This window comes from Pseudidiomarina gelatinasegens (assembly GCF_004025325.1).
Taxonomy (GTDB): Bacteria; Pseudomonadota; Gammaproteobacteria; order Enterobacterales; family Alteromonadaceae; genus Pseudidiomarina; species Pseudidiomarina gelatinasegens.
In genome coordinates this window covers 347,835-362,591 of sequence record NZ_RSFE01000001.1, presented here as the reverse complement: position 1 = coordinate 362,591, position 14,757 = coordinate 347,835, and the positions used below count along the sequence as shown (strand labels likewise).

Here is a 14,757-nt window from a genome sequence, read left to right as displayed (position 1 = left end):
TGATAACAGTAAAGTCAGCGCCAGAAGCCAGGTGATAGCGTCATATTAAATGATGGCCCATTTAACGGCTTCTTCTTGGCGAAAGTGATTTAAATTACATGGCGCAAGCCGTTGCTTTGTTTTTTAGACAGGTTAAATCAGCAGGTTTGTGCAAGCGTTAACTATACCCAGATTGAGCAGAGTTAACGAACATCAACATGGAAAGTCGGCGCTCAAAATGTACTGGCTAAATAAGAAGCAGACGCTTGTATAAGAGGGTATTGGCGGTATTCACAACTAACCAGGCGTGATAGTATTATTTACAAAATTACAATAACTACACATGTATTTATTGTCTATTTAAACCTTAATATTTCAGTATTCGCGGAGCACATCGGGCTTTAGTTTACCGTAAACTATGGGCGGTAGCGTGTCTGGAACATAATATTAACAACGGCAAGCTATATTAAGCATCATAAGGAGCAGATAATGCAAGGCATTATCAAACAACTTCTCATCACAGCCATGGCTGCGTCACTCTTGTTTGCGGCGGCAATAAACCCGCTGTCGACGGCTAATGCACAAGCCATAAGCCAAGCACAGATTGAGCAATTTAAAAAGCTACCGCGCAGTCAACAAGAAATGCTGGCGCGCCAGTACGGTTTTGACTTGAGTATGCTGGAAGGAGGCGCAAGTAATAAAGCCTCAGACACGGCCGGTCAAGAATATCCAGAAATTATGGAAGCGCGGGACAAGAATAATCAGCAGCGGGAACAAACCACCCCAGACGATCTCGAAAAGCAGTTCGATGTGAGTGATAAAAGTTTGCAGCCGTTTGGTTATAAACTTTTTGCCGGTAAACCAACAACGTTTGCACCCGTTAGTCATGCGCCAGTGCCGTCGAATTATACCGTGGGTTCGGGCGACACAGTAAGCATTCAACTCTATGGCAAAGAAAGTCAAGATTACGAATTTACTGTTGACCGCCAAGGGCGTATTACAATTCCTGAGTTGGGCCCTATTCAGGTAGCCGGTTTAAGCTTTAGCGATGTTCAAGCTTTGATAAAAAACGAAGTCGCGAACCGAATGATCGGCATGCAAGCAGCGGTTTCGATGGGGAAGCTGCGTAGTATCCAAATTTATGTGATGGGTGAAGCTTATCAGCCAGGTACTTACACGGTCAGCTCGCTCACCACCATAATGCAGGCGTTGATTGTGAGTGGTGGGGTATCGGATATCGCTTCGCTACGAAATATTCAATTAAAGCGCGATGGTAACACCCTAACTACACTTGATTTGTACGATTTCTTGATTAAAGGCGACCCCTCCGGCGACCGTTTGTTGCAGCAGGGGGATATTGTCTTTATTCCACCGCGCGGTGACATGGTGCGCGTGTATGGTGAAGTGTTACGCCCTGCCATTTATGAGTTGAGAAATGAACGTAGTTTAAAGGAAGTGATTCAGCTTGCCGGCGGTACCAAAGCTGGTGCATATACCGATTCCATTCGGATTAAACGTATTGATGGCAGTAAGCGTATTACCCAAACCGTTGATTTAGATGCGGCAAACGCCATTCAATTGCGTAATGGTGATGAAGTGGAAATTAGTGCGGTTTCAGATGAAATGAACCAAAGCATCATGCTGGTCGGCGCGGTGGCGCGCCCAGGCTATTATGAATGGCGCGAAGGAATTCGCATAAATAATATTATTAAAAACGTAAGCAGTGGGTTGTTGGGCATCGCCGACTTGGGCTACGGCATAGTAGTGCGTGAACGTAATTTGCGCCGTGATATTGATATTTATCAGTTTGATGTAGCCGCCGCGGTTTCGGGACAAACGCAAGATAATATAGAACTCTTGCCACGTGATCAGGTTGTTATTTTCTCGCGGTACGAAAATGCTTCCGACGAGAAGCTGCTATTAAGCGATTGGATATTGAACGAAAGCGAGAAAGAGCGCAAAGAGCGGCAAGAGCTGTTGCGTGAATACCGCAAGAAGTACTATCGTGAATTAGCAGGTGTTGAGGAAAAAGACGAAGAAGAGGGTACCTTTGGTGAATCAGAAGTTGCATCGAAGCTGCAAGGGTTATTTTCAAGCAGTGACACAGATGAAGGTGACGAGATAGAAGAGTATGCGCTGTATTCTCGCAATAATTTGCTTGAGCCGATATTAGCAAAACTACGTAACCAGTTCAGTTACGATCGCGAACTACCAATAGTGAGCGTTACCGGTGAGGTACGTTATCCAGGAATTTACCCGTTAGCGCGTAACGCCAGCGAAATGGATTTGATCTCTGCTGCAGGTGGCTTCAAAGAGTCGGCGTACCTAGACCGCGCAGAAGTGACCCGCTCGTCAATTGTTGATGGGCAAACACAAACCGACTATGTGACCGTAAATTTACGCGAAAGCTTAGCCGGTCGCGAACACGTGCAGCTTAAAGGTCGTGATAGCCTACACGTATTCCAAATTCCGGAATGGCAAAACACGGTTGAAGTAACGTTAAAAGGCGAAGTACGTTTTCCTGGCACCTATACTGTTCGCCGTGGTGAAACCTTGTCAGCATTGGTTGAACGGGCTGGTGGATTTACCGATTATGCCTTCCCACAGGGAGCTATTTTCACCCGCGAAGAGCTTAAAACTCTAGAAAAAGAGCGCATGAGAGTGCTGGCGCAGCAGTTACAACAAGAGATTGCCACTAATGCGATTACTGGCTCTGAAAATAATACGCGCAGCTACAACGAAATTCGCCAGTTGTTAACGGATTTGATGAATGTCGAGCCGGTAGGGCGACTCATTATTGATTTGCCACAAATAATTTCCGGCGACGTTTCAGACGACATTGAACTTAAAGATGGTGACCGGTTAGTGATACCGAATCGTCGCAATACGGTGAATATTATCGGAGAAGTTCAAATGGCTAGCTCCTATGTATACGACGGAAGCTTAAATGCGCATGATTACATTCGTCGCGCAGGGGGTATTCGTAAGAAAGCGGACGAAGAGCGAATTTTCATCGTTAAATCAAACGGTAGTATCGAAATGCTGGGAAATGGCGGTTGGTTCGGTTTAGGAAATGATAAACGTTTAGAGCCTGGCGATACCATTGTGGTGCCATTAGATACACAATATAAAGACGGTTTAACGGTTTGGTCACAAGCGACGCAAATTGTGTATCAGATCGGTGTTGCGCTCGCCGCATTGGCTGCAATTTAACTCTAATCAAAATCGAATATTATTAAAGAGTGTGATAAATGACTAACATCAAGCGCGATATTAATACTGATGGAGCAATCGATTTAAGAAAAGTTGCGTCAACTTTATGGTTAGGCAAGAAGCTTATTGTAGTAATCACTGGGGCGTTTGTGATCATATCTATCGCATATTCGTTATTTCTACCCAATATATATAAAGCTGAAGCGATTGTCGCGCCGCATGATGAATCGAGCAATAGTAATATAACAAAAATGATTGGACAGCTAGGAGGCTTAGCTAGCCTTGCTGGTATAGATTTAGGATCCGGTGGGAACGCAGATAAAACAAAGATTGCATTGCAACTCCTAGAATCCCATAATTTTCTTAGAGAATACATCGAGACTCAAGATATCATTCCTGAGATTATGGCTGTGGAGAAATGGAGCCCTTCTGAAAATTTGATTTTTGATGACGAAATTTACGACCCCAACGAGAAAAAGTGGGTGAGAGATGTAAAACCACCGAAAAATCTTAAACCTTCAAGCTGGGAATACGTAACTGAGTTTAAAGAAAGTAATTTAATTATTAGACAGGAAAGTGAAACCGGCTTTATAAGAATAGCTGTGCAACACGAATCTCCAATTTTTGCGAAGAATACAGTTGATTCTTTAATTTATACGATCAATGAAACTATGCGTGAAAGAGATATAAAAGACGCAGAGTCTAGCCTTAAATATTTGGAAGAACAGCTTGAATCGACATCTTTAAGTACAATACAACAAGGGTTGTATGATCTAATAGAAAGTCAATTACAAACATTAATGCTCGCCAATATTAGGTCTGAGTATATGTTTCAGGTATTAGACCCCGCAATCATTCCCGAAGAAAAGCACAAACCTTCAAGGTTCCTCATTGTTATATTAGGCGGAATTTTAGGTTCTTTCCTTTCGATGGCTTATGTATTAATTCGCTACTATCCACGTAACTCCTAGACATTCGATTAGATATCCAAAGCGTATAAAAAAGTCCTTCTTCGTTAATTAGCACACTCCCTATTTTAACGACACTTGAACGTTACGAAACAATAGTGATTGACTCTTGGCCATAGGTTACAGCTGTAGAAAATTGGGTACAAATTGATTAAATTAAATTCGCAATTAATGAACCCAAAGGAATTAATTCCTTTGATGTTCTATTTTCTCGCGCGAGTTATACCAGCGGTTTTAATGTTCATATCAAATATTTATTTGATGAAAATATTAAGCCCAAATGATTATATTCTTTATTCAAATGGATTTGCTACCGCAACGTTGCTGTCTCTGACTTGTTCGAGCATGTTAGGACAATCGTTTTTAAGGTACTTCCCAGGGAATAAAACTGATGCTGAGTTTAATAGTACTTGGGTATTTTTCTTTCTAATTGTTCTTAGTTTTCTAGCAGTTCTATTTGTAATACTAGATGACTATCGTCTGTTGGTATTCCTCACTGCGATGATGTTTTTATTAAATGTCCTTTATTCAATCTTTCAAGGAAGTGAGCAATCTAAACTATTTTTAATATCCAATATAGCTAGGTCTTTAATTTTTATTTCAACTATTGTGGTTGTATTTGCATTCAATAAAGTACAACCAAACGGTTCGAGTGCACTTTGGATATTATCCATTTCATTTTTGATACCTATTGGACTATTCATTAAGTGGGCAGTACGGCCTTTGGGGACGATATCTTTATCCGCGTTTTCAAAACCTGAATTCAAAAAGATATTAAATTTCTCTATTCCGATCGCGGTTTGGATATTGTTTTATACATTTAACAATATGACGTTCAGGTATATTTTATTAATATCTGATGAACTTGAATTGTTAAATTCCTTTGTTAGAGTGCATGACGTGGTTTTTAACATCACTACCGTGATGCTTTCTTTTATAGTTACGTGGAGCCACCCCAAGTTCTCGAACTTATTCAACCGAGGGTTACTAAAAAAATTCTACCAAATTCGTGGACACATAATATATATACAAGTCGCTATTGGTTTGCTCGGATTTGTTTCACTGCTTGCTATGAATGTGGTCTGGCCTAATGTGATTAATGGAATTGGAATCTCATCGATTGAGTTACAAATATACAGCTTGCTCTCAGCCGTTCTAGCTCAAATTGCTTTAGTTTTCCACAAGTCACTCGAGATGTCAGGTCATTTAAAGCGAATGATTGTATTCATATTTGTGAGCGTGGGTCTAAATGGCTTCCTTATGATAGTGTTTTTAAAGTTCGGCTTAGGTATTCATTCCGCACTCTCCCTGCCGTTGAGTCTTTGTTTCTATATTATTTTAACTAAGTTCTATGAAACAAGATTGGTTTAATAAATTCCTATTCTACTCTCTTATTCTTTCTTTGGCGTTTTTCACGGCAGGGAAATTTCTTTATTTTTCAATTCTACTGATAATGTTTATAGTCGTCTTTGAGCGTGGTTTAAGAGCTTGGGAAAGAGATTATTTCTTATACTTCCTCATTGTGATTTTCTTATTTCATATCTCGTTTTACGTCGGTGCGTTAAAAGGTAATAGCCTACAGCACATGCTGCGAAATAATTATTTCTCCATTTATTATTTTCTGTTTCCTTATGTTTTGATCAGCACGTTAAACTATGGAACCTTAAGAAATGTTCTGGCTAAAATAAATTTTTCTGTATTTTTGATATGTACAGCACATATTTTTATCTATGTTGCTGCATTGTTATCTCCTAAATTTCACGTTTTCTTTGATACAACGCTAGTGGGACGGTTGGGTTATGCATTTGGATTTGCGGGCGCAGCTGAAAATGGTTTAAAAGTTTATAGTAACCTCACTTCTTTGATAATTTTTTGTCTAGGCATAGAGATATTTTTTTATAAACGACGATTACTGATTGGTATTTTAATAGTAACTATCGGGTTATCGGCGTCGATTACTCAATATTTTATACTGTTACTATTCTTAACGTTGATTGCATCCGAAATAATCATGCGATTTTTTCTAAAATTGCGCTTGCATTTAGGCCATTTCCTAATTGGTATAGCTGGTGCAATATCTATGATTGTATTGATCGTAAACTTAGGTTTATTTGGATTAGTTCAGGAAAAAATTGAAGGCTTTAACCAATCTCAATCATTTAATACGGTATCCATTAGAAAAGATCAGGCAGAGATTCTTATTCATGAAGCAGAAGCTCATCTGCCGTTTGGTGCGGGATTGGGGTATGAAAGTCCGGCATATAGCGAATATCGGAAGGGCTTTGGCGACACAAAAGAGCTAAACCAATCTATGTATGAGAATCAATATTTAGACGTTCTAATGAAGTTTGGGTTTTTGGCTGCTTTTATTGCGATACTTTATATACTTCTTCCATCTGTATTTTTAATCATAAACTCAATTTCGAATAATGATTTCGGTTACCTTAAAGTTCTATTCACATATTATGGGGTTTTGCTCTACAGCGGCTCGAACGGTAATACGTTTTATATGTATTCCACAATGATTGTTTGGGGAATTGTAATGCTAGTTTGCTTTAAAGGTCTTAACAATGAAGGACGGTAAAATTTCAGTCGTTATAGCTACATATAACGGTGAAAAGTATCTGAAAGAACAATTAATAAGTATTTTGAATCAAAGCGTCGAGGTTGATGAAATAATTATCTCTGATGATAACTCTAGCGACCGCACATTAGAGGTAATTGGATCGATATCCTGTTCTAAGATAAAGGTAATAAAAAACAATAATAATGTTGGTTATAAAGAAAATTTCAATATCGCTTTGAGCCATGCAGGTGGTAATTTTATATTTCTTTGTGACCAAGATGACAGTTGGGTTGAAGATAAAGTGAAAGTATGCATGGATAGCATTGGTGATAATCTGCTATTGATGCATGATATTTGGTTTTGCAACGGAAATTTGAAGAGAGTTGGGGATACCAAACTTAAACGGCTAAGGTTTCAACGAAATCTAAATCGAGCCTACGCTACGGGTATGGCGATGATGATAAAAAAAGAGCTTGTTCAGTTGGTTACACCAATCCCTTCAGAGTGGACCGCGGGCCATGATAACTGGTTTAATGAGTGGTCGATCTTATTGGGCCGAAAAGTAATTATTAATAACTGTCTTGCGGATTATCGACGTCACGAGTCCACTGTAACATTTGACGATAAGCTTAATCAGGAAGAGGGAAATCCGTTAAATTTTATATCGAGCAGAAGTTCTTATGATCTGAGGTTACGAGAACTAGAGAATTACAATGTTATGAGCAAATTTATAGATCGACATAGAAATGATTTTGTTTTTTTAGAAGACTTTGATTACCTGATAGTATCTAACCGGCTCAACTTATTAATTGATATTTGTAAACGCAGACTTGCAATGACTCAGATGAATTTATTTTACAGGTTTATGAGTGCTTCGACCCTACTTCTTCGTGGCCGGTATAGATTTTTCAATGGCATTCTTAGTTTTATGAAGGACTTAAGGAATTGATTTTTTAATGCGTATATTAGTATTTACTTCGTACTATCTTCCAGCTAAGCGTGCTGGTGGTCCAATTAAAACTTTAAAGAACATTGTTAACAAAATATCCCCTCATGGCATATCTTTTGATATAGTGACATCCGATAGAGATATTGGAGACAAATATCGGTTTCATAGTGTGAGCAAAAATAGCTGGGAAGCGGTAGGAAAAGCAAATGTATTCTATTTTTCAAACGGGCTATCCAAGCTAATCGCATTAGTACGAGATAAAAAGTACTCGTTTTTGTACATAAATAGTTTTTTCTCAGTAAAGTTTTCAATAGTACCGCAGCTGCTAGCAAGATTATTTAACAGAAAGGTTTTAATTGCACCCAGAGGCGAATTTTCTGATGGTGCACTTCGTATTCGATACCTAAAGAAGAAATCATATATTGCAGTTTATAAATTGCTGCTCTTGCACAAGAATGTTGTTTTTCACGCTTCCACTGTGCATGAAAGAGATGATATTAAAGAAATATTTGGAGATAAGGTCGATATTGTAATAGCTGAGAATATTCCAAATGTTGAGTCTCCGAAAATATGTAGAGTGAAAGATAGCGATAAGTTACGAGTTGCCTTTCTTTCTCGAATATCTGAGAAGAAAAATTTACTTTTCGCGCTGGATGTCTTGAGTGATGCGGCAACTGAAATTGAGTTTGATATTTTTGGTCCAGTTGAAGATGACTCTTACTGGCAGCAGTGCCAGAAATTGATTCACAAGCTTCCTAATCGAATAAAGACAAATTATCGAGGTATGCTTGAGCCAAGCAAGGTGATCAGCACTCTTGCAGATTATGATCTTTTCTTTCTTCCCACACTCGGGGAGAATTACGGACATGCGATTGTTGAAGCTTTATGCGCTGGCCTTCCGGTACTGATATCAGATAAAACGCCTTGGAGGAATCTTGAAGAGTTGGGTCTCGGTTGGGATGTGGCATTAGATAACCGCCAAAAATTTGTTGAAGCAATAAATAAAACGGCTGCTGCCAGCAGTGCTGATCATTTAACAATGAGAAAAAATATTAGCACGTGGGCATCCAAGCAGTTTGCGAGACCAGAAATAGAAGAAGCTAATCTAACAATGTTCAGAAGTTTGTTAGAGCGTTTTGGATAAGAAATTTAGAAATGGTAGCATCGAGCGGTTAAACGAGAACCTAGTTTTTGATATTTTAATCAGTGTAAAAAGCTAAATACTTCATAACTGGTCATTCCCGCTAATGAGATCAAACAACCAACCTATGTCAGGGTAAAATAGGCAAACTATGTTTAAAGATAATGTATTAATGATTACCGGCGGCACAGGCTCTTTCGGTAACGCGGTTCTTCGTCGTTTTCTCGATACAGATATTGCCGAGATTCGCATCTTCAGTCGCGACGAGAAGAAACAAGATGATATGCGTAAAGCCTACAACAATCCGAAGCTAAAATTTTACATCGGTGATGTGCGCGACTATCAAAGTATCCTGAATGCGACACGCGGTGTCGACTATATTTATCATGCAGCGGCACTGAAGCAGGTACCATCCTGTGAATTTCATCCTATGGAAGCGGTGAAAACGAACGTTGTAGGTACCGAAAATCTACTGGAAGCTGCTATCCAAAACGGTGTTAAACGCGTTGTTTGCTTGAGCACAGATAAAGCGGTTTATCCGATCAATGCAATGGGCATTTCAAAAGCCATGATGGAAAAAGTGATGGTGGCTAAATCGCGGAATGTCGACGAGACAAAAACCGTCATTTGCGGTACGCGCTATGGGAATGTTATGGCCTCTCGCGGGTCTGTTATTCCACTGTTTGTTGACCAAATCAGGGCTGACATGCCTATTACTATTACTGACCCATCAATGACGCGCTTTATGATGACGCTGGATGATGCGGTTGACCTTGTTCTCTATGCTTTTGAACACGGCAAAAATGGTGATATTTTTGTACAAAAAGCACCCGCAGCAACAATTGAAACATTGGCGCAGGCTATTTTGTCGCTAATCAATAGAACAGAGTATCCAATTAATATCATGGGTACACGCCACGGTGAGAAACTCTACGAAGCATTATTATCGCGAGAAGAGATGGCCTGTGCAGAAGACATGGGGCAGTATTTCCGCGTACCGCCAGATCTGCGTGACTTAAATTATGCCAAGTATGTTGAGCAGGGCGATACCAACATATCGGAAATAGAAGATTACAACTCACACAATACCGAACGTTTAGACGTCGAAGGTATGAAACAATTATTGCGAAAACTCGACTTTATGAATGCATTTGCCGCTGGCAAATACGTCAGTCCAGAAGGTTAACGCCATGAAGTTGTTAATTACTGGAGCAAACGGGTTCGTCGGTAAAAACCTCATTATTCATTTAGGCGAAATAGATGATATTGAGGTGATTAGTTTTACCCGCGAAAATAAAATAGATGAGTTGCCTCACCTGCTTAATAAGGTTGATGCAGTAATTCATCTAGCAGGTGTTAATCGACCTAAAGATGACTATGAATTTCAGGTTGGAAATGCTGATTTAACTGTCGCGTTATGCGAAGCAGTGAAACAGCAAGCGCGCGCTATTCCCATCGTGTTCAGCTCGTCGATTCAAGCCGATCGGAATAACGCATATGGCTGCAGCAAAAAGGCTGCCGAAGATGCGTTGTTGAGTTTGTCAGAAAAAACGGGTAATCCTGTTTACATCTTTAGATTAGCAAATGTCTTTGGTAAATGGTGCAAGCCGAATTACAACTCGATGGTTGCTACCTTTTGCCATAACATCATTCGAGATATACCCATTCAAGTTCACGATGAAACTGCCGAAGTGCAGCTTGTCTATGTAGATGATGTTGTACGAATGATGCTTGAGTGTGTGCAAGACGCTGTTAATGCTATTCGAACCAATAAAATGCCGCCTGCATCGGGCTTTGTACAAGCAGGGCCCGTTTACACAAAAACCGTTGGGCATATAGCGCAGCAGCTTAACTTTTTTAAAGAAAGCCGCAATACGCTAATTTCTGAACGTGTTGGAACCGGCTTTACTCGGAAGCTCTACTCAACCTACGTGAGTTATTTACCGACAGACAAATTTACTTATAGCGTGCCGAAATACGGTGACGAGCGTGGCGTGTTTGTTGAAATGTTAAAAACACCTGACGCCGGACAATTTTCATATTTCACTGCACACTCGGGTATTACTCGCGGTGGTCATTATCACCACACTAAAACAGAAAAATTTTTGGTGATTAAAGGTAAAGCCTGTTTTGGTTTCCGTCATATGGTGACCGATGAGTTTTATGAACTTTTTACCGATGGTGAGAATCCAGAAATCGTCGAAACTGTGCCAGGCTGGAGCCATGACATTACCAATGTTGGTGATGACGAAATGGTTGTCATGTTGTGGGCAAACGAAATATTCGATCGTGAAAACCCTGATACCTATGCAAGCCCAGTGGCACAACCGCGAGAGTTGAAAAAATGAAGAAATTAAAAGTAATGACGATATTGGGGACGCGCCCAGAAATCATTCGTCTATCGCGTGTTATGGCCGCACTGGACCAAGTTGTCGATCATAAAATTGTGCACACCGGACAAAACTACGATTACGAACTCAATGACGTATTTTTTGAAGAGCTTGGCGTACGTCAGCCCGATCATTTCTTAAACGTCGATACGTCAAGCTTAGGCCGTAGCCTCGGTGAAATCTTAATTAAAACCGAACAGGTAATTCTCGAAGAAAAGCCGGATGCAGTTTTAGTGCTTGGTGATACGAACAGTGCCACCGCAACCATTATGGCCAAGCGGATGAAAGTACCGACTTACCACATGGAAGCGGGTAACCGAAGCTTTGACGCTAACGTACCAGAAGAGATTAACCGTAAGCTAGTTGACCATCTGGCAGATTTTAACTTGGTGTATACCGAGCATGCGCGGCGTCACTTAATTAGCGAAGGGCTATCGCACCGGTTTATCTACCTGACCGGCTCGCCAATGCGCGAAGTGCTCGAACATTCACTTGAATCGATTAAAAACTCGGACGTATTGAACCAACTTGAGCTAGAGGCCAGCAAGTTCTTTATTGTGAGTGTGCACCGTGAAGAAAACGTGGATAGTAAAGAGAACCTTGCAAAAGTAGTTGAAGCATTAAATGCCTTACATGAAACCTTTGGGTATCCAGTCGTTGTGTCAACGCACCCGCGCACACGCAACCGCCTTGAAAAACTAGGCTTAGATAAAGTTAGCGACGGTATTCGCTTCTTGAAGCCGTTCGGATTCTTTGACTACAACAAACTTCAAATGGAAGCTTTTTGTGCAATCTCAGACAGCGGCACAATTAGTGAAGAATCCTCGATACTGAACTTCCCAGCAGTAACGATGCGTCGCTCGATTGAACGCCCTGAGGCATTGGATACTGGCGCGATTGCATTAACTGGCTTAGACGCTGACACCTTGATAGAAGGCGTAAGAATTGCGACTGCCTCGCGCGATGTATTCTCAGGAACAGAACGTGAAATTCCAGAAGAATACAAAATCAGAAACACGTCAGAGCGCGTTGTGCGTTTAATCACTGGCACCGCCAAGCTTACACCACATTGGAAAAATATGGACTCGTTTAGTCGGTATGACTGGTAGTTGAACGCATGGCTAAGTTGCTTTTATTAATCGATGACTATTTGCCCCATAGTACGCGCGTTGCTGCGAAAATGTTTCATGAGCTCGCATTAGAGCTAGTGAAGCAAGGCAACGAGGTGACTGTTGTTACCCCGAAGGCAGTGCAAGAAGGGTTATTTGATGAGCAGGTAATCGATGGCATTCGCGTTTGGTATTTTAAGAGCGGTGATGTAAAAACTCCATCTAAAATCAAACGAGCCATCAACGAAACGTTACTGTCTAACAGAGCGTGGACCAGCCTCAAATCGAAATTCAAAACCGAAGTGTTCGACGGCATTATTTATTATTCACCGTCAATATTTTGGGGTGGGTTGGTAAAACGATTAAAACAACGCTATCAAATACCCGCTTATCTTGTGCTGCGTGATATCTTTCCGCAGTGGGTTATTGATGCGGGAATGGTTTGTGAAGGCTCTCTCATTCATCGCTATTTTAAACATTTTGAGCTGCGGTCTTATCGTCAGGCAGACATGATTGGGATGATGTCCCAAGCAAGTATCAATTTTTTTAAAGAGCTTCACGGGGATAATTTTCCTCTAGAAGTGTTACGGAACTGGGCATCGATTAATGAACCTCGCAAATTACAAACAGTAATTTCTCAGCGAGAATATCTCGGGTTACAAGATAAAGTTACTTTCTTCTACGGAGGCAATATTGGCCATGCGCAAGATATGGCAAACCTCATGCGATTAGCACGAGCTCTAAAAAATGAAACTCAAGCCCACTTTTTGTTTGTAGGCCAAGGTGACGAAGTTGAATTGATTAATCGCTTAGCTGAAGACTGGGAATTGAATAACTTCAGCTATCTTCCACCTATTGATCAAGGGGCATTTATAGCGTTGCTCGATGAGGTTGACGTAGGCTTGTTTTCTCTATCGAATAAACATTCGTCACATAATTTTCCTGGAAAGCTCTTGGGGTATATGCAGCGTAAGTTACCAATATTGGGTAGTGTCAATAGTGGGAATGATTTAATTGATATCATCGAAGCAAACCAAGCAGGTTATATCACCATCAACGGCGAAGATGAGAAGCTCTATAAAAATGCCCTAGTTCTGCTAAAGAGTTCGCAAGCACGTACAAAATTGGGTGAAAATAGTTACAAATTGTTAACGAAAGAGTTTTCTGTAGAGTCCGCCGCAAATCAAATCTCCGATAAATTGACCAAATAGCGCGAAGAATGCTAAGCCTGCGTAATTTGTAACCACATAAACTTAACGTATGTAAATGTAAATGTGCTTACTGCGCGTGGCACTCGCAACAACAATAGTGTAAAATTCTGCTTAATTTGGTTATGAAAACAAAGCATTCCGCTTGGAGATGACTCAGAGTATGTCCGTTTTACCAATTCTGATCGTATTAACTGCGACAGCTTTAATGTTGCGCCTTATGCATCCAGTAGCCGTTTTGATCGATTTGTTGGACAAACCCTGTGTTCGTAAACAGCACACAGGCTCAGTACCTCTGATAGGAGGTATTGCGGTGTTTGGTGGCTTGGCCGTAGCTATGCTTTTTTCGGCCGAATTAGCACTGCACAGTCGCTTATTCTTAGTGAGCGCCGCGATGATGGTTTTTATTGGCATGCTCGACGATAAATACGATTTAAGTGTACGTATACGCCTAATTGGTCAATTCATTGCTGCGAGTGTTATAATCTTCGGCGGTGACTTATATATTTCAAATCTTGGTAATCTGTTCGGTTTAGGAAATGTTGATATGGGTATGGCGGGAATCGTCTTTACCTATCTTGCTGTGTTAGCAGCAATGAATGCTTACAACATGATCGACGGCATTGACGGTTTGTTAGGCTCAATGGGAGTCATCTCTTTCTTTAGTATCGGTTTGCTAGCAGCTTTGAACGGGCACGCTGAATTACAGCTGATTGCAACGTTGGCGGGGTTTGCATTATTTCCATTTTTATTCTGTAATCTGTCGATTTCAAAACATTGTCGTAAAGTATTTATGGGTGATGCAGGATCGATGTTTGTTGGCTTAGCGGTTGTTTGGTTATTGACTTTAGCTACACAGTCGCAATTTACGAGTACTCAAACAGTGATTATTAGCCCAGTAACCTCCCTATGGTTAGTTGCCATCCCAATAATGGATATGGTGACGATAATGGTTCGCCGCGCTATAAATGGTAAGAATCCAACCTCACCGGATCGTGATCATATTCACCACTTTTACATTCGAGCCGGATTTTGTCAGAGTCAAACATTAGCGATTCTATGTGGTCAAGCTGTTGTATTGGCAGTAATTGGTGTTGTTTTGAATCAACTTCAAACACCAGCTTGGGCGTCGTTGCTATTATTCTTAGGCGCTTACACGGTATATTGCTATCAATTTAAGATACTACGAAGCAAGGCCGTCCAGTCGTAGTGATTGAACGAAACTAAAAGAACA

General features: G+C 40.7%; 11 protein-coding genes. All 11 read left to right on the top strand.

Annotated features, from left to right (window positions below):
- The first annotated feature begins 468 nt into the window (after positions 1 to 468).
- Entirely contained in the window at positions 469 to 3,192 is a 2,724-nt protein-coding gene (locus tag EGC76_RS01715) for an SLBB domain-containing protein (protein ID WP_246013865.1), read from the top strand.
- Positions 3,193 to 3,230: 38 nt separating this feature from the next.
- Positions 3,231 to 4,163: a Wzz/FepE/Etk N-terminal domain-containing protein gene (locus tag EGC76_RS01710; protein WP_128351282.1), complete on the top strand. Its 933-nt coding sequence runs from the start codon at positions 3,231 to 3,233 to the stop codon at positions 4,161 to 4,163.
- A 258-nt stretch (positions 4,164 to 4,421) separates the two neighbouring features.
- A complete protein-coding gene (locus tag EGC76_RS01705) occupies positions 4,422 to 5,531 on the top strand; it encodes an MATE family efflux transporter (protein ID WP_220445650.1) in 1,110 nt (369 codons plus the stop codon).
- Positions 5,512 to 6,744 carry a hypothetical protein gene (locus tag EGC76_RS01700; RefSeq protein WP_128351280.1) on the top strand — a complete coding sequence of 411 codons (1,233 nt, stop codon included), beginning with the start codon at positions 5,512 to 5,514 and terminating at the stop codon, positions 6,742 to 6,744. Before EGC76_RS01705 ends, EGC76_RS01700 begins: the two co-directional genes overlap by 20 nt.
- On the top strand, positions 6,731 to 7,675 hold the full coding sequence (locus tag EGC76_RS01695) for a glycosyltransferase (protein ID WP_128351279.1): 945 nt from the start codon (positions 6,731 to 6,733) through the stop codon (positions 7,673 to 7,675). Before EGC76_RS01700 ends, EGC76_RS01695 begins: the two co-directional genes overlap by 14 nt.
- Positions 7,676 to 7,682: 7 nt before the next feature.
- The gene (locus EGC76_RS01690) at positions 7,683 to 8,819 is read left to right on the top strand and encodes a glycosyltransferase (RefSeq protein ID WP_128351278.1); all 1,137 of its coding nucleotides are present in this window, start codon (positions 7,683 to 7,685) and stop codon (positions 8,817 to 8,819) included.
- 148 nt (positions 8,820 to 8,967) lie between these two features.
- Positions 8,968 to 10,002, top strand: a complete 1,035-nt coding sequence (locus EGC76_RS01685) for a polysaccharide biosynthesis protein (protein WP_128351277.1) — start codon at positions 8,968 to 8,970, stop codon at positions 10,000 to 10,002.
- Between the two features lie 4 nt (positions 10,003 to 10,006).
- Positions 10,007 to 11,164, top strand: coding sequence for a UDP-2-acetamido-2,6-beta-L-arabino-hexul-4-ose reductase (gene wbjC, locus EGC76_RS01680; protein ID WP_128351276.1), 1,158 nt, complete (start codon positions 10,007 to 10,009; stop codon positions 11,162 to 11,164).
- On the top strand, positions 11,161 to 12,315 hold the full coding sequence (wecB, locus tag EGC76_RS01675; protein WP_128351275.1) for a non-hydrolyzing UDP-N-acetylglucosamine 2-epimerase: 1,155 nt from the start codon (positions 11,161 to 11,163) through the stop codon (positions 12,313 to 12,315). Before wbjC ends, wecB begins: the two co-directional genes overlap by 4 nt.
- A gap of 8 nt (positions 12,316 to 12,323) precedes the next feature.
- The gene (locus tag EGC76_RS01670) at positions 12,324 to 13,526 is read left to right on the top strand and encodes a glycosyltransferase family 4 protein (protein ID WP_220445649.1); all 1,203 of its coding nucleotides are present in this window, start codon (positions 12,324 to 12,326) and stop codon (positions 13,524 to 13,526) included.
- 160 nt (positions 13,527 to 13,686) lie between these two features.
- Positions 13,687 to 14,733: a UDP-N-acetylglucosamine--undecaprenyl-phosphate N-acetylglucosaminephosphotransferase gene (gene wecA / locus EGC76_RS01665; protein WP_164876771.1), complete on the top strand. Its 1,047-nt coding sequence runs from the start codon at positions 13,687 to 13,689 to the stop codon at positions 14,731 to 14,733.
- Positions 14,734 to 14,757 lie beyond the last annotated feature (24 nt).